21 protein-coding genes are annotated in these 23,863 nt (G+C 64.0%); 3 read left to right on the top strand and 18 right to left on the bottom strand.

Features of this window, described 5'->3' with window-relative positions; genetic code table 11:
- Window positions 1–27: 27 nt before the first annotated feature.
- The 10 genes from QFZ88_RS21355 to rimP form a co-directional block, all read right to left on the bottom strand.
- On the bottom strand, window positions 28–1,044 hold the full coding sequence (locus QFZ88_RS21355; protein WP_024922304.1) for a class I SAM-dependent methyltransferase: 1,017 nt from the start codon (window positions 1,042–1,044) through the stop codon (window positions 28–30).
- A gap of 96 nt (window positions 1,045–1,140) precedes the next feature.
- Window positions 1,141–3,288 carry a polyribonucleotide nucleotidyltransferase gene (gene pnp, locus QFZ88_RS21350; protein WP_024922303.1) on the bottom strand — a complete coding sequence of 716 codons (2,148 nt, stop codon included), beginning with the start codon at window positions 3,286–3,288 and terminating at the stop codon, window positions 1,141–1,143.
- 268 nt (window positions 3,289–3,556) lie between these two features.
- Entirely contained in the window at window positions 3,557–3,826 is a 270-nt protein-coding gene (gene rpsO, locus QFZ88_RS21345; protein WP_024922302.1) for a 30S ribosomal protein S15, read from the bottom strand.
- A gap of 180 nt (window positions 3,827–4,006) precedes the next feature.
- Window positions 4,007–5,101: a magnesium/cobalt transporter CorA gene (gene corA / locus QFZ88_RS21340; RefSeq protein ID WP_024922301.1), complete on the bottom strand. Its 1,095-nt coding sequence runs from the start codon at window positions 5,099–5,101 to the stop codon at window positions 4,007–4,009.
- A 44-nt stretch (window positions 5,102–5,145) separates the two neighbouring features.
- A complete protein-coding gene (gene truB, locus QFZ88_RS21335; protein WP_024922300.1) occupies window positions 5,146–6,102 on the bottom strand; it encodes a tRNA pseudouridine(55) synthase TruB in 957 nt (318 codons plus the stop codon).
- Entirely contained in the window at window positions 6,102–6,524 is a 423-nt protein-coding gene (gene rbfA / locus QFZ88_RS21330) for a 30S ribosome-binding factor RbfA (protein ID WP_024922299.1), read from the bottom strand. The genes truB and rbfA overlap by 1 nt, the downstream gene beginning before the upstream one ends.
- Before the next feature lie 204 nt (window positions 6,525–6,728).
- The gene (gene infB / locus QFZ88_RS21325; RefSeq protein WP_024922298.1) at window positions 6,729–9,329 is read right to left on the bottom strand and encodes a translation initiation factor IF-2; all 2,601 of its coding nucleotides are present in this window, start codon (window positions 9,327–9,329) and stop codon (window positions 6,729–6,731) included.
- Window positions 9,326–9,976 (bottom strand): RNA-binding protein, encoded by a 651-nt coding sequence (locus tag QFZ88_RS21320; RefSeq protein ID WP_024922297.1) that lies wholly within the window; start codon window positions 9,974–9,976, stop codon window positions 9,326–9,328. Before QFZ88_RS21320 ends, infB begins: the two co-directional genes overlap by 4 nt.
- A gap of 32 nt (window positions 9,977–10,008) precedes the next feature.
- A complete protein-coding gene (nusA, locus tag QFZ88_RS21315) occupies window positions 10,009–11,601 on the bottom strand; it encodes a transcription termination factor NusA (RefSeq protein WP_024922296.1) in 1,593 nt (530 codons plus the stop codon).
- 44 nt (window positions 11,602–11,645) lie between these two features.
- Window positions 11,646–12,266, bottom strand: coding sequence for a ribosome maturation factor RimP (gene rimP / locus QFZ88_RS21310; RefSeq protein ID WP_024922295.1), 621 nt, complete (start codon window positions 12,264–12,266; stop codon window positions 11,646–11,648).
- Window positions 12,267–12,531: 265 nt separating this feature from the next.
- Here rimP and QFZ88_RS21305 point away from each other — a divergent pair, with 265 nt between their 5' ends.
- Window positions 12,532–12,696 (top strand): hypothetical protein, encoded by a 165-nt coding sequence (locus QFZ88_RS21305; RefSeq protein WP_162835313.1) that lies wholly within the window; start codon window positions 12,532–12,534, stop codon window positions 12,694–12,696.
- An 81-nt stretch (window positions 12,697–12,777) separates the two neighbouring features.
- On the opposite strand, the gene QFZ88_RS21300 is transcribed toward QFZ88_RS21305, so the two are convergent.
- The 4 genes from QFZ88_RS21300 to QFZ88_RS21285 all read right to left on the bottom strand — a co-directional run bounded on the left by QFZ88_RS21300 (window position 12,778) and on the right by QFZ88_RS21285 (window position 17,129).
- Window positions 12,778–14,292, bottom strand: a complete 1,515-nt coding sequence (locus tag QFZ88_RS21300; RefSeq protein ID WP_024922294.1) for a tripartite tricarboxylate transporter permease — start codon at window positions 14,290–14,292, stop codon at window positions 12,778–12,780.
- 25 nt (window positions 14,293–14,317) lie between these two features.
- Window positions 14,318–14,803: a tripartite tricarboxylate transporter TctB family protein gene (locus QFZ88_RS21295; RefSeq protein ID WP_024922293.1), complete on the bottom strand. Its 486-nt coding sequence runs from the start codon at window positions 14,801–14,803 to the stop codon at window positions 14,318–14,320.
- A complete protein-coding gene (locus tag QFZ88_RS21290) occupies window positions 14,800–15,744 on the bottom strand; it encodes a Bug family tripartite tricarboxylate transporter substrate binding protein (RefSeq protein WP_024922292.1) in 945 nt (314 codons plus the stop codon). Before QFZ88_RS21290 ends, QFZ88_RS21295 begins: the two co-directional genes overlap by 4 nt.
- 320 nt (window positions 15,745–16,064) lie before the next feature.
- Window positions 16,065–17,129, bottom strand: a complete 1,065-nt coding sequence (locus QFZ88_RS21285) for an ABC transporter substrate-binding protein (RefSeq protein WP_024922291.1) — start codon at window positions 17,127–17,129, stop codon at window positions 16,065–16,067.
- Between the two features lie 137 nt (window positions 17,130–17,266).
- On the opposite strand from QFZ88_RS21285, the gene QFZ88_RS21280 reads away from it, so the two are divergent.
- The gene (locus QFZ88_RS21280; protein ID WP_036254946.1) at window positions 17,267–17,932 is read left to right on the top strand and encodes a response regulator transcription factor; all 666 of its coding nucleotides are present in this window, start codon (window positions 17,267–17,269) and stop codon (window positions 17,930–17,932) included.
- Window positions 17,933–17,956: 24 nt separating this feature from the next.
- Window positions 17,957–19,384, top strand: coding sequence for a sensor histidine kinase (locus tag QFZ88_RS21275; RefSeq protein WP_051504848.1), 1,428 nt, complete (start codon window positions 17,957–17,959; stop codon window positions 19,382–19,384).
- Here the strand turns inward: QFZ88_RS21275 and QFZ88_RS21270 are convergent.
- From QFZ88_RS21270 to lnt, 4 genes are all read right to left on the bottom strand, one after another.
- Window positions 19,371–20,072, bottom strand: a complete 702-nt coding sequence (locus QFZ88_RS21270; RefSeq protein WP_024922290.1) for a tRNA (guanine(46)-N(7))-methyltransferase TrmB — start codon at window positions 20,070–20,072, stop codon at window positions 19,371–19,373. The genes QFZ88_RS21275 and QFZ88_RS21270 overlap by 14 nt on opposite strands.
- 14 nt (window positions 20,073–20,086) lie before the next feature.
- On the bottom strand, window positions 20,087–21,352 hold the full coding sequence (metK, locus tag QFZ88_RS21265; protein WP_024922289.1) for a methionine adenosyltransferase: 1,266 nt from the start codon (window positions 21,350–21,352) through the stop codon (window positions 20,087–20,089).
- A gap of 206 nt (window positions 21,353–21,558) precedes the next feature.
- On the bottom strand, window positions 21,559–21,978 hold the full coding sequence (locus tag QFZ88_RS21260; protein WP_024922288.1) for a helix-turn-helix domain-containing protein: 420 nt from the start codon (window positions 21,976–21,978) through the stop codon (window positions 21,559–21,561).
- Window positions 21,979–22,119: 141 nt separating this feature from the next.
- Window positions 22,120–23,709 carry an apolipoprotein N-acyltransferase gene (gene lnt, locus QFZ88_RS21255; protein ID WP_024922287.1) on the bottom strand — a complete coding sequence of 530 codons (1,590 nt, stop codon included), beginning with the start codon at window positions 23,707–23,709 and terminating at the stop codon, window positions 22,120–22,122.
- Between the last annotated feature and the right edge of the window lie 154 nt (window positions 23,710–23,863).

Here is a 23,863-nt window from a genome sequence, read left to right as displayed (position 1 = left end):
GTGCTGCGGGCGCAGAGCGCCCGCCTGTCAGCGCCGGGCCAGAAGAACCTTGAAAGCGTCGTTGCGGGCGACTTCCGCATGGCTGGAAAAGGCACCGGCCAGAACAGGCTCGTAAGGCAGCTGCCGGTTCGCCACCATGAAAAGCCGACCGCCCGGTTTCAGCGCCTTCGCTGCCGCGCGGATGATGGCGGCGCCCAATTCCGGCTCGGCTGCGCGGCCGCGATGGAAGGGCGGGTTCATCACAATCGCATCGTAACGTTCGCTGGGCGGCTCGCCGGCTAGATCGTGCCAGAACAGCCGAACCGGCAGGCCGGGCGCCAGGCGGGCCAGTGTACGCCCCGCAGCCTGCACTGACGGGTAGTCGGCCTCGTAGAGATCGATGCCGGCAAGGTTCGAACAGCGCTCCGCTAGCGCTGCCGACAGGAAGCCCCAGCCCGCACAGAAATCCGCGACCCGGCCCTTGATGTCGATCGGCAAGTGCTCGGCAAGGAAGCGCGATCCCGCATCGACCCGGTCGTAGGAGAACATGCCGGGCGCCGTCTCGTAACGATCCTCGACCATGAGCGAGGGATTGGCGGCACGGAGCACCGTGGCGATAGCCTCGCCGGCAGGCCGCCGGAACCAGAAGGCGATGCCATGATATTTGGGCAGATGCCCGTCGATCGCGACCAGCTCGCCGACGCGCTTTCGCAGCGAGGCGATACCGTCCTCCTTGCCGCCGGCAACCACGATCAAGCCGCCCTCGCCCGTGCGCTCGACAGCATCGGCAATGCGCAACTCGTTGAGACCGCGATGACGCCCGGCAAGGACAAAAGCCAGGTCGTAGCCTACCCCTTCCGCCTCGGGCGTGACGGTATGGCCGGATGCCTGGAGCAGCCGGAAGTCGGGGCGAAATCCCTGAACGGGAAAGAGCTCAGCTTCGAAGCCTGCGGGCAGCCGAAAGCCGGGCTCGGCGCCCAGGAACAGCGCGCGCGTGCCTTTCCGAGGCAAAGGGACCGCATCCGCCTCGAAGGGATAGAACAAGGTCTTGAGCGCATCGCGCATTCCGGCTTCCTATTTCGTACCTGCTTGGAGGCTCGCCGCAAACGAAAACGGGCGCACTCTCACGGCGCGCCCGCTTCATATCAAAAAGTGCTGCTATCAGGCGGCGGTTTCTTCGCCTTCCGCCTTCTTCTCGCGCACGATTTCCTTGCCGGTGGCCTGGTCGACGACCTTCATCGACAGGCGAACCTTGCCGCGCTCGTCGAAGCCCATCAGCTTGACCCAGACCTTGTCGCCTTCCTTGACGACGTCCGAGGTCTTGCCGACGCGCTCGTTGGAGAGCTGCGAAATGTGGACGAGACCGTCCTTCGGGCCGAAGAAGTTGACGAAGGCGCCGAAGTCGGCGGTCTTGACGACCGTGCCTTCGTAGATTTCCCCGACTTCCGGCTCGGCAACGATGGTGTGGATCCACTTCTTCGCCGCCTCGATTTCCTTGGCGTTGGAGGAAGCGATCTTCACGGTGCCGTCGTCTTCGATGTTGATCTTGGCGCCGGTCTTCTCGACGATCTCGCGGATCACCTTGCCGCCCGAACCGATAACGTCACGGATCTTGTCGGTCGGGATGTGCATGACCTCGATGCGCGGCGCGAACTCGCCGAGCTCCGAGCGGGCGCCGGAGAGCGCCTTGCCCATTTCGCCGAGGATGTGCAGGCGGCCGTCCTTGGCCTGGCCAAGCGCGACCTTCATGATCTCTTCGGTGATACCGTCGATCTTGATGTCCATCTGCAGGGCGGTGATGCCGTTGGTCGTACCGGCCACCTTGAAGTCCATGTCGCCGAGGTGATCCTCGTCGCCGAGGATGTCGGAGAGTACCGCGAAGCGCTCGCCTTCCTTGATCAGTCCCATGGCGATGCCGGCAACCGGCTTCTGCAGCGGAACGCCGGCATCCATCAGCGCCAGCGAGGTGCCGCAAACGGTGGCCATCGAGGACGAACCGTTGGACTCGGTGATCTCCGAGACAACGCGCAGCGTGTAGGGGAACTGCTCGGTAGCCGGCAGCATCGGACGGATGGCGCGCCATGCGAGCTTGCCGTGACCGATTTCGCGGCGGCCCGGCGAGCCCATGCGGCCCGTCTCACCGACCGAGTAGGGCGGGAAGTTGTAGTGAAGGAGGAACGTCTCCTTGTACATGCCGGTCAGCGCGTCGACATACTGCTCGTCTTCGCCGGTGCCCAGCGTGGCGACAACGATCGCCTGGGTCTCGCCGCGGGTGAACAGGGCCGAACCGTGGGTGCGCGGCAGGATGCCGACTTCCGATTCGATGCGGCGGACGGTCGAGAGATCGCGGCCGTCGATACGCGCGGAGGTGTCGAGGATGTTCCAGCGCACGATCTTGGCCTGGAGTTCCTTGAACACGGTCGCGACCTGCTCGGGCGAATACTTCGCTTCCTCGCCCTCGGCCGGGGTGAAGGCAGCCTTGACCTTGGCCTTGGCGGCGTCGACAGCGGCGTAACGGGCCTGCTTATCGGTGATCTTGTAGGCGGCGCGCAGATCAGCCTCGGCAACGCCGAGCATGTCCTTCTCCAGGTCGCCGAAGGACGGCGGGGTGAAATCGCGCGGGTCCTTGGCAGCAACTTCAGCGAGCTTGATGATCGCGTCGAGCACCGGCTGGAAGCCCTTGTGGCCGAACATGACGGCCCCGAGCATAACGTCTTCCGGCAGTTCCTTGGCTTCCGACTCGACCATCAGAACGGCATCGCCCGTACCGGCGACGACGAGGTCGAGCTTGGATTCCTGCATCTCGTCGATGTGCGGGTTCAGAACGTATTCGCCGTTGATGTAGCCGACGCGGGCGCCGCCGATCGGGCCCATGAACGGTACGCCAGACAGGGTCAGCGCGGCCGAGGTGGCAACGATCGACAGGATGTCCGGATCGTTCTCGAGGTCGTGCTGCACGACGGTGACGACAACCTGCGTGTCGTTCTTGTAGCCGTCGGCGAAGAGCGGACGGATCGGGCGGTCGATGAGGCGGGAAACCAGGGTTTCCTTCTCGCTCGGACGGCCTTCACGCTTGAAATAGCCACCCGGGATCTTGCCGGCGGCGTAGGTCTTTTCCTGATAGTTGACGGTCAGCGGGAAGAAGTCGAAGCCCGGCTTCGGCTCCTTGGCCGAAACGACTGTGGCCAGAACGACGGTCTCGCCATAGGTGGCGAGCACGGCGCCGTCGGCCTGGCGGGCGATCTTGCCGGTTTCCAGGATGAGCGGACGGCCGCCCCATTCGATTTCGACTTTGTGGTAATTGAACATATCTTGTCCTTCATATGCGGAAGGGGCCGCGCCATACGATCATGCGCGACGCCCCCTTCCTGGCTTCCTTTCTCGGGCAGCCACGGGCAAGACAACGGGAGGCTTGAATATGTGCGGGCCACGCCCGAGCCAAGCATCCTGCAATCCTGCCCCATGACCGTCCACGGGCGGTTTCATGCGGCCCTCTGCCAGATGAAACCGGGCCGGGCCTTTCAGGGCCCGAATGCGCGACCGGCGGACCCTCCGAGAGGGTCCGCCGGCCAATTCGTCAGCGGCGCAGACCGAGCTTGTCGATCAGCGTCTGATAGCGTGCGTCATCCTTGCGCTTGAGATAGTCAAGCAGGCTGCGACGCTGGGAAACGAGGGCGAGCAGGCCACGACGGGAGTGGTTGTCCTTCTTGTGGTCCTTGAAGTGCTCGGTGAGGTTCTTGATGCGCTCGGAAAGGATTGCAACCTGGACTTCCGGCGAGCCGGTATCACCCTTGGCGGTTGCGAATTCGGTCATCAGTTCCGATTTGCGTTCAGCAGTAATCGACATCGTATTTTCCTTTCTAAAGGGAGGAAACGAGGCGCCCATAGCCGGGATGTCGTCCAGCAAGGGTCAATGATCATCACGCAGTCCGGCGCGATGTTGCGGCGCGTATAGTGCAAATGATCGCAAAAAGCCAGCCCATATTCACATGGCTGCCTTGAGCCGGGGGCGTGACGCGCCCTGCCCCTACAGCCACTTCTTCCATTTGAAGAAAGAGATCAGGCCGAACGCGATCGCGGCCATGAAAACCAGCGCGGCCGGGTAGCCATAGCGAGAATGCAGCTCCGGCATGTTCCAGGGCGACGATGCCGGGTCGAAATTCATGCCCCACACGCCGACCAGGAAGGTCAGTGGGATGAAGATCGCCGAAACGATGGTCAGCAGGCTGATGACCTCGTTGGTGCGTGCCTGGCTGAGCGAAAGATGCATCTCGATCAGCCCGGTCGTCATGTCGCGCTGGGTTTCCACCTGCTCAATCAGGCGAAGCGCGTGGTCCAGCGTGTCATTGAGAAATATCTTGGTCTCGGCCTTCACATAGGCGGCGTCGCTGCGGATCAGCGTGGCCAATGCGTCGCGCAGCGGCCACAGCGCACCCTTCAAGACGCCGGTACGCCGGCGCAGCTGGTGCAATTGTTGCATCTGCTGTTTCTGCGGGCCGCGCATCATGTCGTCCTCGACCCTGTCGATGATGTCGCTCGATGCATCCACCGCGGGGAAATAGCTGTCGACCACGGCATCGATGAGCGCATAGGCAAGATAGTCGGCGCCGCGCGAGCGCAGGCGGCTGGGTGCGGTGGAGGCGATGCGTTTGCGCACCGGGTCGAACGGATCGCCCTCACGCTCCTGGAAGGTGATGACGAACTTCTTTCCGAAGAAAACCGACACCTGTTCGTAGCGGTTGGTGGCGACGTCGTCGATCATCGAGATGACGACGAAGGCATGATCCTCGAAGAAATCCACCTTCGGCCGCTGGCCGGTGTTGACCACATCCTCCAAGGCCAGCGGGTGCAGGTCGAAGATGCGGCCGATCTCCTCGATCAGCGCGATGTTGGCAAGGCCGACGCAGTCGAGCCAGATCAGCGGCCATTTCTCGCAATGGACGGTGAGGTCGTCGATGCTGGCATTGGCGATGGTTTCGACCTTGTCGGGCGACATCAGCGTCAGACGGAGCTCGCTGCGATGCGCCGCCGGATCGGCGATCAATGTGCCCGGAGAAGCACCGGCCGGCACACGCCGTGCGGATCGCGCTACATGAAGCGAAGCGGTCTCAGCCTTTGCCATCCGGGCCTCGTGCGAATCCTGACGCGGAGATTATCGGGCACGCCTCAACCGGCAAAGACCCGCTTGGGCTTGAACATGCCCTGCTCGATGGCGCCGATGGCGACCAGCTTGCCGCGCGCGGTGGCGCAGGCTTCCTCGGCCTCGACCGGGGCGTCGCGCCCACGCACGATCACTGGATTGCCGAGCCTGATCTTGGAGGCCGCCTCATCGGAGATAGCCACTTGCGGCAGGCATTCCAGCGCCGCCGCCGTGTCGATCAGGAATGCATCGAGCGCCGCGAAGCGGTCGACGCCGGAAAACGGCGCATCCTCGCCTTCGCTGACCGGCGGCAACGCTGCCTCCAATTCCGCGACAGTGACGAAATCTTCCGACGTGAACGGATCGACTTCGGTGCGGCGCAGGTCAGCGATATGGCCAAAGCAGCCGAGATCGCGGCCCATGTCGCGCGCCAGCGACCGCACATAGGTGCCCTTGCCGCATTCGACCTCGAAGATAGTGCGGTCGGCGCCGTGTTCGACAATATCCAGACGCCCGATTTCCACTTCGCGCGCCGGTATCTCGACGGTCTCGCCTTCACGGGCGAGGTCATAAGCGCGCTCGCCGGCGATCTTGATGGCGGAGAACTGCGGCGGCGTCTGCATGATGACGCCGATGTAGTTGGGCAGCAGGGCGCGGATGTCGGCCTCGGAGGGGCGCGTCTCGGAGGTCTTCGTCACCGGGCCTTCGAGGTCGTCGGTCGAGCGTTCCTCGCCCCAGGCGACCGCAAAGCGATAAATCTTGGCACCGTCCTGCACATAAGGAACGGTTTTCGTGGCATCGCCCAGCGCGATCGGCAGCATGCCGGAGGCAAGCGGGTCGAGCGTACCGGCATGGCCGGCCTTTTCGGCCTGGAACAGCCATTTGACCTTCGATACCGCCTCGGTCGAGCCCATGCCGACCGGCTTGTCCAGGATCAGCCAGCCGGAGATCGGCCGGCCCTTTTTCTTGCCGCGACGCGCCATTATTTGTCATTCCCTTCGTCGCTGTCGCTCTCGCCATGACCGAGGTCGCGCGCCACCTGCGGCGAGTGCAACAGCTCGTTGATCTTGGAGAAATTGTCGTAGCTGGTATCCAGCCGGAAGCGGAATTCCGGCATGTATTTCATCTGGCGCAGCGCGCCCGAGACGCGGCCGCGTACGAACTTCGCATGCTTGTTCAGCGCCTCGACCACGGCTGCCTCATCCTTGGTGCCGAGCGGCGCGACGAAGGCAGTGGCGATCTTCAGATCGGGCGACATGCGCACTTCGGACACGGAGATAACCGCGTTCTCGATCAGCGGATCGATGATCTCGCCGCGCTGCAGCGTTTCGGATAGGGCGTGGCGCACCTGTTCGCCGACGCGCAGCATGCGCTGGGAAGGGGCATTGGATTGTTGTCTGCTCATCTCGATCTCTCAGTCAGGATCGTTGCCCACACCGGTTCGGCCGGTTCATGGATGCCGGATTGTCTCGCCAAAGCCGAACTACCGGAACAAGGTCCGAGAAGCCCGGACATGGTTCAAAACGATCCCGTTTGCGGGATTGGACCGCAATCACGGTTGTCAAAATGGGAGAGCGGCGAAACCGCTCTCCCATCGTTTTCTTAAGGCCTAGAGCTTCCGGGTCACCATCTCGACGCGGAAGCACTCGATGATGTCGCCAGCGAGGATGTTCTCGTAGTTCTGGAAGGCCATGCCGCATTCCTGGCCGACCGGCACTTCCGGAACTTCGTCCTTGAACCGCTTCAGCGTCTTCAGCGTGCCTTCGTGGATAACCACGTTGTCGCGGATCAGGCGTACGCCCGCACCACGCTCGACGCGGCCCTCGGTGACACGGCAGCCAGCGACCTTGCCGACCTTGGTGATGTGGAAGACCTCGAGGATCTCCGCATTGCCGAGGAAGGTTTCGCGACGCTCCGGCGACAGCAGGCCCGACATCGCGTCCTTCACGTCATCCACGAGGTTGTAGATGATGTTGTAGTAGCGGATCTCGATGCCCGCGGCTTCCGCCGCGGCGCGCGCCTGCGGGTTTGCACGGACGTTGAAGCCGATGATCGCGGCGCCCGACGTCTCGGCCAGCGTGATATCGCTTTCGGTGATGGCGCCGGCCCCGGCATGGACGATGCGCGCCCGGACCTCGTCGGTGCCAAGCTTGTCCAGTGCCGCAACGATCGCCTCGATGGAACCCTGCACGTCGCCCTTGATGATGAGCGGGAACTCTTTCAGCCCGCTCGCCTGCAACTGCGACATCATCTGTTCCAGCGAACCACGCTGCGTGGCGTGCTTGGCGACCGCCTTGTCGCGGGCCAGACGCTGACGATACTCGGTGATCTCGCGGGCACGCGCCTCATTGTTGACGACCGCGAAACGGTCGCCGGCCTGAGGCGTTCCCTGGAGGCCGAGGATTTCCACCGGCATGGCCGGCGGCGCTTCCTTGACGTGTTCGCCACGGTCGTTGACCAGAGCGCGCACGCGGCCCCATTCATTGCCCGCGACGAGGATTTCGCCCGGCATCAGCGTGCCGGTCTGCACCAGCACGGTGGCGACCGGACCACGGCCCTTGTCGAGACGCGCTTCGATGACCACGCCTTCGGCGGTACGGTCCGGGTTCGACTTGAGGTCGAGGATTTCGGCCTGCAGCAGGATGGCTTCCAGGAGCTTGTCGAGACCCGCGCCGGTCTTGGCCGACACTTCGACGTCGAGCACCTCACCGCCCATCGATTCCACGAACACTTCGTGCTGGAGCAGCTGCGTGCGCACCTTCTGCGGATCGGCGGAAGGCTTGTCGACCTTGTTGATGGCCACGATGATCGGAACGCCGGCTGCCTTGGCATGGCTGATCGATTCGATCGTCTGCGGCATCACGCTGTCGTCGGCCGCCACCACGAGGATGGCGATGTCGGTCGCCTGCGCGCCACGAGCACGCATCGCCGTGAAGGCGGCGTGGCCGGGCGTGTCGATGAAGGTGATCTTCTGACCGTTCCGCTCGACCTGATAGGCGCCGATATGCTGGGTGATGCCACCGGCTTCGCCCGAGACGACATTGGCGTGACGGATAGCGTCGAGCAGCGAGGTCTTGCCGTGGTCGACGTGACCCATGATGGTCACCACCGGCGGCCGCGTCACCAGATCTTCCGCGTGGTCGGCGATGTTGAACAGGCCTTCCTCGATGTCGGACTCGGCAACGCGCTTGACGGTGTGGCCGAATTCGGAAGCCACCAGCTCGGCGGTGTCGGCGTCGATGACATCGCCCGGCTTCAGGATCTGGCCCTGCTTCATGAAGTACTTGACCACATCCACCGCGCGCTCGGACATGCGCTGCGCCAGTTCCTGGATGGTGATGGTTTCAGGCACCGTCACTTCGCGCACGACCTTCTCGCGCGGCTCGTTGTGCATGGCGCGCTTGAACTTCTCCTGACGGCGACGCATGGCCGACAGCGAGCGCGCGCGGTCGGCGCCATCTTCCGAGGACAGCGCCGTGTTGAGCGTCAGCTTGCCGCGACGACGGTCTTCCTCGGCCTTGGTCGGCTTGGCAGGGCGCGCCAGTTCGGGCGTGGCGAGACGGCGCGGCGGCAAGGCGGTCGAAGGCGTAGCGCCGCGACTGCGGGGCTTTGCTTCTTCTTCCTCTTCGGCGGCCACCTGTTCGGCGGTCTGCGGCGCGCGGCGGCGCGCCTCTTCCTCGGCGCGGCGACGGGCTTCGGCTTCGGCCTTGATACGGGCTTCTTCCTCGGCTTGGCGGCGGGCAGAGTCTTCGCGTTCGCGCTTGCGGCGCTCTTCTTCATCGGCGCGGCGCTTGGCTTCCTCGGTGGCGCGCTGACGGTCTTCAACCTCGCGCGCCTGGGAGCCTTCGAGCGCCCGGCGACGGGCTTCCATCTCGCCGCGCGAGAGTTCGTTCAGCACCATGCCGCCGCGATCGGGTTGAGGCGGCGGGCGCCGCGGCTCCTGCACGACCGGCGCGGCCTGCTGCGGTTGTGGCTGCGGCTGCGGCGCCGGCGCTGCTGGCTTGGGCGTGAACACGGACTGCGCAGCAGGCGCCGCCTGCTCGCCCGGCTTGACGAACTTGCGCTTGGTCTCGACGACAACCGACTTCGTGCGGCCGTGCGAGAAGTTCTGGCGCACCGTGCTCTGCTCGATGCCCGGGCGCTTCAGCGTCAGTGTCTTCTTGGGCGTAACGTTCAACGTCTTGTCATCGCCCGAATTCGTATCGCTCATTCCATATCCTCTGCGGCATCATCATCGCCGGCAACAGCCGCAATCATTGCCAGATCGTCCGGAGAACCGCCCCGGTAACGGTCGAGCGCAACCATGCGCTTCACGGCCGCCTTACCCGCGTCGCTCGCGAGAACGGCAGCATGTATCACATTTGCCCCCCCCATTGCCAAACTCAAATCCGCTTCAGGGAAAAGTTTGTAAACGGGGATGGCGGGCCCACCGAGATGGACAGTTGCACGGCGCGCCTGGGTGATCTTGCGCACGCCGTCGTCGGAGGCTTCGAAAGCATGAAGGACGAGCAATGCCTTGCCCGAGCGCACGGCGCCGTCCACCTTGGCCGCGCCAAGCGCCACGGCGCCGGCCTTGCGGGCAAGGCCGAGCGAACCCAGCGCCGACCTTACGAGCAGCCCATCGATCATCGCGCCGAGTTCCGGCGGGACGATTACCTGTTTCTTGAACGCGCGGGCGAAGTGCCCCTTGGCCGCTGCCTTGTCGATCGTGGCGCGATCGGCGCTGACCCAGCAGCCACGGCCTGGGAGAACCCTTTTGAGATCTGGAACGACGGCCGAATCCGGGCCGACGACGAAACGGATCAATTCATCCGTTTCGGCGGTCTTCCTTGTGACGATGCAGGTGCGATCGTTCATCTCGGGCAAGGGTTGCTCCAGCCGGTCTCATCTTATTCGCCGACGGCTTCGGCTTCAGCAGCCTCGGCTTGAGCTTCTTCTTCGGTGATCCAGCCTGCCTTGAGGCGTGCTGCCAGAACCATCTGCTCGGCGTCGGCCTTGGAGACGCCGTGCGCGGCCAGCACACCCGGGAACACCTTGGTCTCGCCGTCCTTGCGTTCCTTCCAGCCGACGAGATCGTCGGCGGCGTAGCCGGCGAAATCCTCGATCGTCTTCACGCCGTCCTCGCCAAGCGTCACCATCATGGCGGTGGTGATGCCGGAGATCTCGCGCAGTTCGTCCTTGACGCCCAGCTTCTTGCGGGCGGCGTCGTGTTCGGCCTCGACCTTCTCCAGATGATCGCGGGCGCGGTTCTGGATTTCGGTGGCAGTGTCCTCGTCGAAACCGTCGATCGAGGAGATTTCGCCGGCATCGACATAGGCCACTTCCTCGACCGAGGTGAAGCCTTCCGAAGCCAGCACCTGTCCGACCATCTCGTCGACGTCGAGTGCTTCCATGAACAGGTTGGAGCGTTCGACGAATTCCTTCTGGCGGCGCTCGCTCTCTTCCTGTTCGGTCAGGATGTCGATGTCCCAGCCGGTCAGCTGCGAGGCGAGGCGCACGTTCTGGCCGCGGCGGCCGATGGCCAGCGACAGCTGGTCGTCCGGCACCACCACTTCGATGCGTTCCGCATCCTCGTCCAGCACCACCTTGGCGACTTCAGCCGGCTGCAAGGCGTTGACGATGAAGGAGGCTGCCGAAGGCGACCACGGAATGATGTCGATCTTTTCGCCCTGGAGCTCGCCGACGACCGCCTGGACGCGCGAACCGCGCATGCCAACGCAGGCGCCGACCGGGTCGATCGACGAGTCGCGCGAGATGACGGCGATCTTGGCGCGCGAACCGGGGTCGCGGGCAACCGACTTGATCTCGATGATGCCGTCGTAGATTTCCGGCACTTCCATGGTGAACAGCTTCGCCATGAATTGCGGATGGGTACGCGACAGGAAGATCTGCGGGCCGCGCTGTTCGCGGCGCACGTCGTAGACATAGGCGCGGACGCGGTCGCCATACTTGTAGTTTTCACGCGGGATCAGCTCGTCGCGACGGATGATCGCCTCGCCACGGCCGAGATCGACGATGACGTTGCCGTATTCGACGCGCTTGACGGTGCCGTTGACGATCTCGCCGATGCGATCCTTGTATTCGTCATACTGGCGGTCGCGCTCGGCCTCGCGCACCTTCTGCACGATGACCTGCTTGGCCGACTGGGCGGCGATGCGGCCGAAATCCATGGGCGGCAGCTGTTCGGCGATGAAGTCGCCGAGCTGGGCGTCGGGATTGCGTTCGCGGGCCGAGGACAACGCGATCTGGATGGCGTAGTCGTCGACCTTTTCGACAACTTCCATCAGGCGCTGCAGCTTCATCTCGCCGGTGTTCGGGTTGATGTCGGCGCGGATGTTGGTCTCCTGGCCGTAACGCGAACGCGCGGCCTTCTGGATCGCATCGGCCATCGCGGCGATGACGATCGACTTGTCGATCGACTTCTCGCGGGCGACCGCGTCGGCGATCTGCAGCAGTTCGAGCCTGTTGGCGCTTACAACCATTTTTGTCTCCCTGAACGGGGCCGCCGGCATCGGCGGCCGTTCAATCACTTCTCGATTTCAGTTTCGTCTGCGGCGTCGTCATTGTCGCCGCGATGTTTCTTGGCATCCTTGCGCGCCCGGTTGTCCTTCGACAGGGCTTCGCGGATGAGGTCGTCGGTCAGCACCAAATGCGCTTCGGCGATCGCGTCGTAAGGAATGCGCACCGTCGGCTCCTCGCCATAGGCCGCCTTGTCGCGCTCGAGCAGAATGCCATCATCATCGGCTTCGGCGATCTTGCCCTTGAAGCGCTTGCGGTCGGTGATCATGACCGAGGTCTCCATCTTGATCAGATGGCCGGCCCAGGTGGTGAAATCCGACTTGCGCACAAGCGGGCGATCGATGCCCGGCGAGGACACTTCCAGATGATACGCTTTCTCGATCGGATCGTCGACGTCGAGCGCCGGCGAAATCGCGCGGCTGACTTCCTCGCAGTCCTCGACCGTCATCGTACCGTCCTCGCGCTCGGCCATCACCTGCAAGGTGAGGCCGTGCTGGCCGGACAGACGCACCCGCACGAGGCGGAAACCCGCGCCGCGCAGCACAGGCTGCACGATCAGCGCGATACGGGCATCGATGCCGCTTTCGCGGACGATACGGTCGTCGCCGTCGGTCTCGGTCAAGGTCATCCGGTCTCTGTCGCTCGAATCTCTAGGCGCCGGCCGGTAACAAAAAAGAGCGGGACCGGGTGGACCCACTCTTCGTCATACCGACCAAGAATTTGAAGCCGATATAACAATGGCGGCGGCAAAATGCAAGGCTGGGGAAAACAGCGGCATCCATGCGCCAGCCGCATGGCAGCCTTGCCTAAGCCCCTCTGTTAACGGCGTCTGTCCATTCCTATCTTTGTTGCACTGCAACATAAACGTTGTGGCAACCAGATGGAGCAGACCCATGCGTACCAGCAGAACCGTTGCGGCCCTCAACAGCCTGTTCAACGTGTTCGGCAGCGCGATCAACGCCGCGGGCGCCGTTAGAGGCCATCACGCGCCCAAGGGCCGCGACCTGCGCCGCCTCGGCATCGACCCGGTCGAATTCGCCAAGATCCGCCGCAGCTGACGGCAGTGAGTGAAAAGCGGAGGCAAATGCCTCCGCTTTGTTTATGTGGGCCGGCGATCACCCGCCGACCTCCCGTGTTGGTCAGTCCTCGTTGCCGGCGAGCTGGGTGAGCATCTGCCCCCTGCCCCGCCAGCGCAGATAGAGCGGCACCAGGACGGCCGAAGCGGCAAGCAACCACAGAACCACCGCGATCCAGGAATGGAAGAGCACCGACGGATCACCCTGGCTGATGGCCACGGCGCGGCGCAGCTGCTGTTCCGCCAGCGGCCCCAGGATCAAGCCCACCACCACTGGCGCGATCGGATAGTGGAAACGCCGCAGGCCATAGCCGAGCAGGCCGAACGCCAGGAGCATGCCGAGTTCGAAGGTCGACGGATTGGCGCCGATGGTGCCAAGCGTCGCGAACATCAGGATGCCGGCGTAGAGCCAGGGCGTCGGGATGGTCAACAGCTTCACCCATAGGCCGATCAGCGGCAGGTTCAGCACCAGAAGCATCAGATTGGCCACCAGCAGGCTGGCGATCAGGCCCCAGACGAGTTGCGGATTGCTGGTGAACAGCAACGGGCCCGGCTGCAGACCGAACTGCTGGAAACCGGCCAGCATGATGGCGGCGGTCGCCGTCGTAGGCAGGCCGAGCGTCAGCAAGGGCACCAGCGTGCCGGCCGCCGAGGCATTGTTGGCGGCCTCAGGTCCGGCGACGCCTTCGATGGCGCCATTGCCGAATTCCTCCGGCTTTTCCGCCATCTGCTTTTCCACGGAATAGGACAGGAAAGTGCCGATTTCGGCGCCACCGGCCGGCATGGCGCCGATCGGAAAACCGATGGCAGTGCCCCGCAGCCACGGCTTCCATGAACGGCGCCAGTCCTCGCGCGTCATCCACACCGAGCCCTTGATCGCCTGGATGGTCGAATCGCCGCCCTTTGAAGCGGCGACCGAAAGCGCCTCGCCGATGGCAAACAGGGCGACGGCCAACGTCGTCACCTCGATGCCGTCGAGCAGATCGGGAATGCCGAAGGCAAGCCGGGCCTGGCCGGTCTGCAGGTCGATGCCGATCAGGCCGAGCATCAGGCCGAGGAACAGCGAGGTCAGCCCGCGCAGGGTCGATTCGCCGAAGGCCGCCGAAACGGTCATGAAGGCCAGCACCATCAGCGCGAAATATTCGGCCGGACCGAAAGACAGCGCCAGCTTGACGACGGTCGGCGCGATGAAGGCGAGGCCGATGGTGGCGATGAGGCCGGCGACGAAAGAGCCGATTGCCGCGGTGGCAAGTGCCGGTCCGCCGCGCCCGGCCCGCGCCATCTTGTTGCCTTCCAGCGCCGTGACGATCGACGCGCTCTCGCCCGGCGTGTTGAGCAGGATCGACGTGGTCGAGCCGCCATACATGCCGCCATAATAAATGCCGGCGAACATGATGAGCGATCCGGCCGGATCGAGCTTGTAGGTAACCGGCAACAGCAGCGCGACGGTGAGCGCCGGGCCGATGCCGGGCAATACGCCGACGGCGGTGCCGAGTGTGACGCCGATCAGCGCATAGAGCAGATTGGCTGGCTGCAGGGCGATCACAAGCCCATGCGCCAGCAGTTCGAACGTAGTCATGAAAAGCCTCGCTCCCTCATAACGCTCAGAACAGCTGTTCGAGCGGGCCGGCGGGCAGCGAAAGCTGCAGACCCTTGGCGAAGATGAACCAGACGACGAAGGCGAGCACGATGCCCAGCGGGATCGTCTTCCACAAAGGACCGCGCCCGAATGCGCGGGCGGTGGCGGCGAAAAGCAGCCCGGTGGCGATCGAGAACCCGGCTGTCTTGAGCAACAACATCTGCGCGGCCAAACCGCCGACGATCCACAGGATCGGGCTGATCTCCTGTTGCTCGCGCTCCGGGAAATCGCCGCGCCATGCTTCGACAGCCGTCCACAACGACAACACGAACAGAGCGCCGGCGATCACATATGGAAAGGTCGTCGGGCCGATCCGGGCATAACTCGCCGTGCCACTCTGGTTCGCCGTGCTCCAGACGATGACGGCGGCGACGATCGCCAGCCCCGCGGCGATGACAAGCGCCGCCCAATCAGGGCGGCGCGTCGTCTTGTTGGGAGCGTTCTCGCTCACTTGACCAGACCGATCTCTTTCAGGATGCCGCCGGTGATTTCGGCCTCCTTCTTGAGCTGTGCGGCGAAGTCGTCGCCGGCGAGATAAGTGTCGGCCCAGCCCTTGTCGGCCAGGATCTTCTGCCAAGCTGCCGACTTCGCCATCTTGTCGACGTCGGCCAGAACGGCTGCCTTCTGCTCGGCGCTGATGCCGGGCGCCGCCGCGACCATGCGCCAGTTCTGGATGGAGACGTCGACACCGGCCTGCTTGAAGGTCGGCGCCTCGATACCAGCCACAGGCTGGTCGCTGGAGATGCCGATGAGGCGCAGCGTGCCGGCCTTCACCTGTTCGGAGAACTCGCCATAGCCGGAAATGCCGACCGTGACCTGGTTGCCGAGAAGAGCCGCCAGCGCCTCGCCGCCGCCGGAGAAGGCGATGTAGTTGACCTTGGTCGGATCGACACCCACCGCCTTGGCGATCAGGCCTGCGGTGATGTGGTCGGTGCCGCCGGCCGAGCCGCCGCCCCAGGACACCGAGCCCGGATCGGCCTTCAGCTTGGCGACGAGGCCGGCCATGTCCTTTATGTCGGAGGCGGCCGGTACGACCAGCGCCTCATATTCGCCGGTCAGGCGTGCGATAGGCGTGACCTGGTCCAGCGTCACCGGCGACTTGTTGGTGAGGATGGCGCCGACCATGACATAGCCGCCGACGATGAGCTGCGCCGGGTCGCCATTGGCCTGGTTGACGAACTGGGCGAGGCCAATGGTGCCGCCGGCACCGGGAACATTGTTGACCTGGACGCTGGAGGAGATTTTCTCGTCCTGCAGCGCGGTCTGCATTGAGCGGGCGGTCTGGTCCCAACCACCGCCGGGGGCGGCGGGCGCCATGATCTTGTAATCGGCGGCGAAGGCGGGAATTGCCATCGCGCCCATCAGAACAGTCGCCAGAAGGAATTTCTTCACTGTTTCTCTCCCTGTGGACGCCGGTCGTTGGGGCAACGCGGCGCCGTGTTGGCATTGGTTCGCGTTGCCGAACGAACGACATCGCGATGAGACAAACCGGGGAGAAATGAGTGCGTCCCGCCACGATCGCCACCGAAGGTCTCGCCTTCGTGGCCAGGTGCTAACCCGCGTGGTCCTCTCCTCCCAGACCTGTTGGCCAGGCCGCCTCCAACAGCCGGACCGGCGCGGACCCTAGCCGAACAAGCTGACATCTGACTGACATCGTGTCGGAAAGGCCGGAATGAGGGTCAAAACGCCATGGTTTTGCCGCCGAACCGCTGTCAGCGGCCCTGCAAAGCGTTGTTCCAGCGTTCAACGAGACGGTTGCGCTTGACCTGGTCGAGATAGACCAGCAGGCCCGGACTGACCGGGACCGGCCTCAACTGCGCACCCATCGTGGCCTGGATGGCGTTGGCGGTGTTTTCGCCCGACACATCGGGATTGACGGCGGCGATGTGCAGATCGCGCGCCATGATGGTCTGGCCTTCCGCCGACATGAAATAGGCGAGGAAGGCGCGGCCGAGATCCGGCGAGCCGGCAGCCTTCGGCACCAGGCCGATGCGCGACATGACGATGGTGTAGTCCTTCGGCATGACGATGCCGACATCAGGATTGCGCGCCGCCCAGTCCGCTGCATAGGAGCCGAGGATGTTGTAGCCCAGGATGGCGCGGCCATCGGCTATGCGCTCGAGGATCGCCGAGCTCTTGGAGTAGAGCTTCACACCGGCCTTGCCCATGGTGCGCACGATCGACCAGATGTCGGGAAATTGCTCCTGGTCGCGTGCCATGAACATGAAGCCGACGCCCGAACGTTCGATGTCGTAGGTGGCGATCCGCCCCTGAACGGTATCGGCGTTGTGTTCGATATAGTCGACCAGTTGCCCACGGGTCGCCGGCGGCGGCGCGTCGCTGAAACTCGGCTTGTGATAGACGAAGACCGCCGGTTCGAAGGTGAGCGCATAGGCGGTGTTGCGCCAGTTCGCCCAGCGCGGCCAGCGAGCGCTCATCGGCAAGGTGCTCTCCTGCGCATAACCGTCATTGGCGAGCTTCACCTGCAGATCCATCGCCGAGGAAAAGGCCATGTCGGCTGTCTTCCCTCCGGCGTTGGTCTCTTCGACGATGCGGCTGTAGATATCGCCTGTCAGCAGTTCCTCGTAGCGCACGGCGATACTCGGATTGGCGCGCCGGAAACCTTCGATCATGCCCTTGGCGAGCGGAACGTCGAGCGCCGAATAGACGACCAAGGTGCGCGCGCCGGCTTCTCCGTCGAGCGCAGGGAACAGGGTGGTCTCGGCGACGGCCGGGGCCGGCAGCAAGGCCGCGATGACGAGGACGACAAAACGCATGGCGGCCAAATTGCATGACCGGTACCCGCTCCACAAGTCGCGGCACAGTGGCGTGGATAGCGCCGCGCGATGGTTTGGCCCACTGGGAAGACCTGCTAATCTGGTCGCCGGGAAAAAGACCCGGCAAGGAGCTCCGGTTGCGCATACTGGTTGTGGAGGACACGCAAACGCTGGCGGATGGGCTGGTGGCCGTGCTGAAAGGCAGCGGCTATGCCGTCGATCATGTCACTGACGGCCCTTCGGCTTTGGCCGTGCTCTCGGCCGAGCATTTCGACCTCGTCATCCTAGACCTCAACCTTCCGCGTATGGACGGCCTGGAGGTGCTGCGCGGCATCCGGGCGCGCCAGGATGGACCAGGCGTGCTCATCCTCAGCGCGCGCGCCGACCTGCACGACAAGATCAAGGGGCTGGACCTCGGCGCCGACGACTACATGACCAAGCCTTTCGACGTCGACGAACTTGAAGCGCGCGTGCGCATGCTGCTGCGCCGCCATGCCGGCCTGAAATCGAGCACCGTCACCTTCGGCGAAGTGACCTTCGACCTCACTTCGCGCAGCTTTGCCGGCGGCGGCGCGCTGCTCGATCTGCCGGCCCGCGAGGTGAGCCTGCTCGAAACCTTGTTCCTGCGCGCCGGCAAGGTGGTGCCGAAACAGTCCATTCTCGAATCGCTGGCCGGCTTCGACGAGGAGCTCTCCTTCAACGCCATCGAACAATATGTCAGCCGGCTGCGGCGGCGCCTTGCGCCTTACGGGGTGACGGTGCGCACCGCTCGCGGCATCGGCTACTACCTTGAAAAAGTGTAGCCGGACCATGGAATTGGCCCGCTGATGGTCGTCGCGGCACCTCATTCCCTGCGCCGCAGGCTGCTGTTCTGGCTGCTGGTGCCGCTGATCTCGATCGGCCTGATCGCACTGGTCGACACCTGGCGCGAGGCGGTGGACACGGCGAATGCCGCGTCGGACCGGGTGCTTGCGGGTTCAGCGCTGGCGATCGCCGAGCGCGTCGTGGTTTCCGAGGAAGGAACGCTGGAGGTCGACATTCCCTATGTGGCACTGGAGATGCTGACCTCGGCGGCGCAGGACCGCGTTTTCTATCGCGTCGACGGACCGCCCGGCACCTTCATCACCGGCTATGACGGATTGCCGATCATGCCGTCGCCGGTGCCGGAGAAACCGCAATTCTCCGACGCCAGCTTCCGTGGCGAGCCGATCCGGCTGGCGGCATTGGCGCGTTCAGCTTCGACCGGCGTCGATTCCATTCCCTTTGTCGTCACCGTCGCCGAGACGACCATCGCTCGCACCCAGCTGGCCCGCACCATCCTGCTGCATTCGGCGTTGCGCCTGACCATCCTGATTGGCGGCGCCGCGCTGATCGCCTGGTTTGCCGTCAACGCCGCGCTGCAGCCGCTCTACCGGTTGCGCGCGGCGATCGCCGAACGCAGTCCGGACGATCTGCACCCCATCGACGACCGGGTGCCCAGCGAAGTGCGCGGTCTGGTCGATACGATGAATTCCTTCATGGTGCGGTTGGGTGGCGCGCTGTCAGGCCTGCGCAACTTCACCGGCAATGCCAGCCACCAATTGCGTACGCCGATGACCATCGTGCGCACGCAGCTTGCGCTCGCCGGACGCGCCAAGTCACTCAGTGAGGCACGGGCGGCCGCGCAAACGGCCGACGCGGCGGTGGTTCACGCCGAACGTATTCTCGCGCAACTTTTGCTGCTTGCCCGCATCGATGCCGCCGCCTCGAACAGGATCGAGACGACCTCGGTCGACCTTGCAGCCATCGCCATGGACTGCGTGGCGGATAGGGTGGTGAAGGCGAGCGCGGCAGGCGTCGATCTCGGCTTCGAGGGCGGTCAGCCGGTCGTCATCCATGGCGAGGCGCTGCTGGTGGGCGAACTGGTCGGCAATCTGGTCGACAACGCCATCGCCTATGCCGGCGATGGGGCGGAAATCACGGTGCGTGTCTTTGCCAACAGCGAAGCCGTGTTCGAGGTGGAGGACAATGGGCCCGGCATTCCGCCCAGACAGCTGGCCGCGGTGCGGGCGCGCTTTTCGCGAGGTGCCGTGCAGGACAAGCCGGGCAGCGGGCTCGGGCTCCCGATCGTGGAGGAAATCGCCGGACTGTTCGGCGGCAGGCTGGCGCTGGAGACACCGGCTACCGGCAAGGGCCTTTGCGCCCGCGTGACGCTGCCTTTGGCATACGCAGCGACCGCGAAAGCCGGCGAAGAGACCGCCGCTACAGCCGGGTAAAGGTCAGGTAGGCGGTACGCCGATCCTCGCGGATGGCTTTCGCCTCATAACGCGTGCTCTGCCATCCCGGATAAGGCGTATGCCAGTCCGTCGCCTCATCCGCCTGCCATTCGAAGGCGGCATGCGCGCGGCAATGCTGCAGCGTCCAGTTCACATAGGTGTCGATGTCGGAGGCGAAGCAGAACTTACCGCCCGGTTTCAGGACCCGGGCGAAACGGTCGAGATTGACGGTGCTGACGAAACGCCGCTTCCAATGCCGCTTCTTCGGCCAGGGGTCCGGGTAAAGCAGGTCGATCCAGTCGAGCGACGCCTCGGGCAGCCAATCCAGCAGCAGCGCCGCATCATCGTCGAAGACGCGGAGATTGCCGGCAGGCTCCCGCGTCAACGCCATCATCATCTTGGCCATGCCGTTGACGAAGGGTTCGGCACCGATGAAGCCGGTTGCCGGGTGTGTCGAGACTTCCTGACGCAAATGCTCGCCACCGCCGAAGCCGATCTCGAGGCGGATCGAGGAGACTGGCGCCTCGAACAGGCCGCCGAGAGCAGCCGGTGCCGGCTGCTCGAGGTTCAGCCGATAGCGCTGGAGTCCAGTCTCCAGCGCCACCGCCTGCGCGGGGCGGATGGTCTTGCCGCGCCGCCGGCCGAAGAAAGCCTCGCTCGTCCGGCTGCGCCTGCCCTGCTCTTCCATGGTCCGATCCGCCGTCAGGCAGCCAGGGCGTCCTTGAGCGCCTTGGCCAGGTCGGTCTTCTCCCAGGAGAAGGAGCCATCGCGGCCGGCCTTGCGGCCGAAATGGCCGTAGGACGAAGTCTTGGCATAGATCGGCTTGTTGAGGTCGAGATGCTTACGGATGCCCGACGGCGACAGGTCCATGACCTTGCGCAGGGCGTCTTCCAGCTTGGCCTCGTCGACCGAACCGGTGCCGTGCAGATCGACATAGACCGACAGCGGCTGCGCGACGCCGATGGCGTAGGACAGCTGGATCGTGCAGCGGTCGGCAAGCTTGGCGGCAACCACGTTCTTGGCCAGGTAGCGCGCGGCATAGGCGGCCGAACGGTCAACCTTGGTGGTGTCCTTGCCGGAGAACGCGCCGCCGCCATGCGGAGCAGCACCGCCGTAGGTGTCGACGATGATCTTGCGGCCGGTGAGGCCGGCATCGCCGTCGGGACCGCCGATCACGAACTTGCCGGTCGGGTTGATGTACCAGTTGCAGTCGTTGGCGATCTTCAGGTCGCCCAGCGCCTCGCGGATATAGGGCTCGACCACCTTGCGGACCTTCTTCGAATCCCAACTCTCTTCAAGATGCTGGGTCGAGAGCACGATCTGCGTAACCTCGGCGGCCTTGCCGTCGACATACTTGACCGTGACCTGGCTCTTGGCGTCCGGACCGAGCTTGCCGGCATCGCCATTGTTCTTGTGACGGGCGTCGGCCAGCAATTCGAGGATCTTGTGGCTGTAATAGATCGGCGCCGGCATCAGGTCCGGCGTCTCGCGGCAGGCATAACCGAACATGATGCCCTGGTCGCCTGCCCCTTCTTCACCCTGCTTGTCGGAAGCGTTGTCGACGCCCTGGGCGATGTCAGCCGACTGGCCGTGCAGCAGAACGTCGATCTTGGCGGTCTTCCAGTGGAACCCGCTCTGCTCGTAGCCGATGGCGCGGATGGCCTTGCGGGCGACCGACTTGAACTTGGCCGGGTTGATGACCGGGAAATCTCCCGCGTCGGTCAGGATCGAGCCGTCCTTGGCCTTCTTCAGCAGCGTGTCCGGCACGCGAACTTCGCCGGCGATGACAACGCGGTTGGTGGTGGCCAGCGTCTCGCAGGCGACACGCACGTCCCAGGGGTTCATGCCGGCCTTCTTGGCCTCGCGGTAGACGAGATCGACGATTTCGTCGGAAATTCGATCGCACACCTTATCGGGGTGGCCTTCGGAAACGGATTCGGAGGTGAAAAGGTAGTTCTGCCGCGACACGGGTGTCCCCTCTTGAAAAAGACCGGCAGGCTGCCGATCTGGCGCGCCACGTGTTAGCGGGGGCGCGCCAGTCTCGTCAAGACGATTGGAGGGTATCGGATATCAAAGCCCGGCGGCGTGACGGAAGAATATTCCCGACAAAGAGGAGATTGGGCCGAAACATCCCACTCCACTCTAAATACGAGCCGAACAGGCCGATTTCGCCGTCAGTTGGCCTCGTCGCCGGCGAGGGATTTGACAAGGTCGATGATCCGCCGGCGAACCTTCGGATCCGCTACTTTCACAAAGGCACGATTGAGCTGAAGCCCTTCGGGGGTGGAGCAGAATTCCGCTGCCAGCGCCATGGCGCTGTCCTCGGCGAAACCGCGCGGCGGGCCACCATCCTGGCCAGGCGCATCCTCGAAAAAGAAAGCGACCGGCACGCTCAGGATCGAGGCGATCGCTTGCAGGCGACTGGCGCCGACACGGTTCGTGCCTTTCTCATACTTCTGAATCTGCTGAAAGGTTATGCCAAGGTTCTCGCCAAGCTTTTCCTGGCTCATTCCAAGCATATTACGCCGAAGTCTGATGCGGCTACCGACGTGGGTGTCAATTGGGTTTGGTTTTTTCTTGTTTTCTTCTACCATTTTTTCCTCGCCGAATTCTTCCGGCTGTTCGTGTTTTTTGACGCCTACCCTGTGGTTTATACGACCCCCTCACCCGATAAAGCGCGACTAAGTGCGAAAGATGCCAACCCTCTACAATATGGGTTCCTAATATATTGGCTGTCAATTCGCCGGTAGCTTGTGCCTTACGCATAAGACGAAAGCAATCAGGGCGAGGGCGAGCATAAGCAGGTATCCGTTAACGCGCCGTTGGGCGGCCGAAACGACGTCCTGAGACGTCGCCACGGCGACACGGGCGTCGATGGTGTCGCGGGCGTCGATGGCGAGCGCATCGACGATCCTGCCCCGCGCATCGACGACCGCGGAAATGCCATTGTTAGCCGCACGTAACAGAGGCAAGCCATTCTCCACCGCGCGTATCTGAGCTTGACGGAAGTGTTGATAGGGGCCTGGGGTATCCCCGAACCACGCATCATTGGTAAGGTTCACAATAAGCTGACTTGACGTTGCGTCAACAGACACCAGGTCAGGGAAAATCACCTCATAGCAAACAAAAGGTAACCCGCTGATTGCGCCGGGCAACGATATCGGGTGCCGTTCGTTGCCCGCGGCAAACATCGCGGGCCCTGCCACCAACTGTTCGATACCGACGCGGCGCAGCCAGTCGGCGAAGGGCAGATACTCGCCGAACGGCACCAGATGGACCTTGTCCACCGCGTCGACGATCTCGCCCTTGTCGTTGATGGCGACGACGGAATTGTAATAGCGGGTGGCGGCATTGGCCGAAGCCCCCTCCTCCCGCACCGCACCGGCAACCAGCATCTGGCCGTCGGTCAGCATCTCGCCCAGTGCCGTCAAGGCGTCCGGCCGCTCGGTGAACAGGAACGGCACCGAGGTTTCCGGCCACAGGATCAGTTGCGGCTTGGGCTTGCCCGATGCCGGCGTCTTCGACGACATGCCGAGCAGCGTGGCGAAGATACGGTCGCGAACGGAAGCGTCCCATTTCTCGCGCATGTCGACCGCCGGCTGCACGATGCGGACATCGAGCGTCTTGGCAACCTGGACCGGCGTGGTAAGCCGGTAATAACCGAAACCGAGATGCACCGCCACGAGGATGCCGGCGATTGCAGCCCCGACCACCAGGTCGCGACGGCCGGCAAGCAGCGCCGGCATGGCGAAGACGAACACGGCGAGCGCATTCATGCCGCTCATGCCAATGGCGGAAACGCTCTGCATCAACAGCGGCACCGGCATCGCGGCGTAGCCGACTGCATTCCACGGAAAGCCGGTGAACAAAAAGCCGCGCAGCCATTCCGCCAAAGCGAAGGCAAAGGCGAGCGCCGCGATGCGACCGATGCCGCTGCTCCACAACAGACGGGCAAGTGCCGCCGCGAACCCGTAGAAAAAGGCAAGCAAAAGCGGGATGCCGACCACCGCGAAAGGCATCGCCCAGGCATAGTCGTCTGCCTCGACCAGCAATGCCTGGCCGATCCACCAGAGGCCGGCCAGAAAGTAACCGAACCCGAACCACCAGCCGACCGCGAAGGCGGGACGCAGGCGCCTGAAAAGCCCTCGCGAAGCCTCGCCGGTCGTGCCATCAAGCAGCCACACCAGGACGGGGAAAGAGACAAAGCAAGCGGCGAAGAAATCGTAAGGCGCCTGACCAAGAACCGCCAGCGCACCGGCCAGAAAGGCCGCCAATGCGCGTCGCCAACCCCAAAGCAGAATTATCCGGCCGGCGAGGCGCTCCATGCGGTCTTCCGAGTCGCGAGAATCATGGCGGAAGATGTATCAGGCCGCGGCTTCGGCTCCAAATGGACGCGCGGTCGCAGACAGGAGGGGGCGCCCCATACGGGGACTGGCGAATGGCGTGCATCCAGTCGCCGTCGAAACGGTCCAGTTGCCT

It is taken from the genome of Mesorhizobium sp. YL-MeA3-2017 (assembly GCF_030814575.1).
GTDB classification, from domain to species: domain Bacteria; phylum Pseudomonadota; class Alphaproteobacteria; order Rhizobiales; family Rhizobiaceae; genus Mesorhizobium; species Mesorhizobium terrae.
This window is presented reverse-complemented; position numbering and strand designations above follow the sequence as displayed.

Bases quoted from the DNA above. Each gene is read 5' to 3' on its own strand.
- QFZ88_RS21270 (WP_024922290.1), bottom strand. From the start codon at position 20,072: ATGGAAGAGCAGGGCAGGCGCAGCCGGACGAGCGAGGCTTTCTTCGGC.
- rpsO (WP_024922302.1), bottom strand. From the start codon at position 3,826: ATGTCGATTACTGCTGAACGCAAATCGGAACTGATGACCGAATTCGCA.
- QFZ88_RS21320 (WP_024922297.1), bottom strand. From the start codon at position 9,976: ATGAACGATCGCACCTGCATCGTCACAAGGAAGACCGCCGAAACGGAT.
- rbfA (WP_024922299.1), bottom strand. From the start codon at position 6,524: ATGAGCAGACAACAATCCAATGCCCCTTCCCAGCGCATGCTGCGCGTC.
- QFZ88_RS21355 (WP_024922304.1), bottom strand. From the start codon at position 1,044: ATGCGCGATGCGCTCAAGACCTTGTTCTATCCCTTCGAGGCGGATGCG.
- QFZ88_RS21305 (WP_162835313.1), top strand. From the start codon at position 12,532: ATGCGTACCAGCAGAACCGTTGCGGCCCTCAACAGCCTGTTCAACGTG.
- pnp (WP_024922303.1), bottom strand. From the start codon at position 3,288: ATGTTCAATTACCACAAAGTCGAAATCGAATGGGGCGGCCGTCCGCTC.
- corA (WP_024922301.1), bottom strand. From the start codon at position 5,101: ATGGCAAAGGCTGAGACCGCTTCGCTTCATGTAGCGCGATCCGCACGG.
- QFZ88_RS21300 (WP_024922294.1), bottom strand. From the start codon at position 14,292: ATGACTACGTTCGAACTGCTGGCGCATGGGCTTGTGATCGCCCTGCAG.
- QFZ88_RS21275 (WP_051504848.1), top strand. From the start codon at position 17,957: ATGGTCGTCGCGGCACCTCATTCCCTGCGCCGCAGGCTGCTGTTCTGG.
- infB (WP_024922298.1), bottom strand. From the start codon at position 9,329: ATGAGCGATACGAATTCGGGCGATGACAAGACGTTGAACGTTACGCCC.
- truB (WP_024922300.1), bottom strand. From the start codon at position 6,102: ATGGCGCGTCGCGGCAAGAAAAAGGGCCGGCCGATCTCCGGCTGGCTG.
- QFZ88_RS21260 (WP_024922288.1), bottom strand. From the start codon at position 21,978: ATGGTAGAAGAAAACAAGAAAAAACCAAACCCAATTGACACCCACGTC.
- lnt (WP_024922287.1), bottom strand. From the start codon at position 23,709: ATGGAGCGCCTCGCCGGCCGGATAATTCTGCTTTGGGGTTGGCGACGC.
- QFZ88_RS21285 (WP_024922291.1), bottom strand. From the start codon at position 17,129: ATGCGTTTTGTCGTCCTCGTCATCGCGGCCTTGCTGCCGGCCCCGGCC.
- rimP (WP_024922295.1), bottom strand. From the start codon at position 12,266: ATGACCTTGACCGAGACCGACGGCGACGACCGTATCGTCCGCGAAAGC.
- nusA (WP_024922296.1), bottom strand. From the start codon at position 11,601: ATGGTTGTAAGCGCCAACAGGCTCGAACTGCTGCAGATCGCCGACGCG.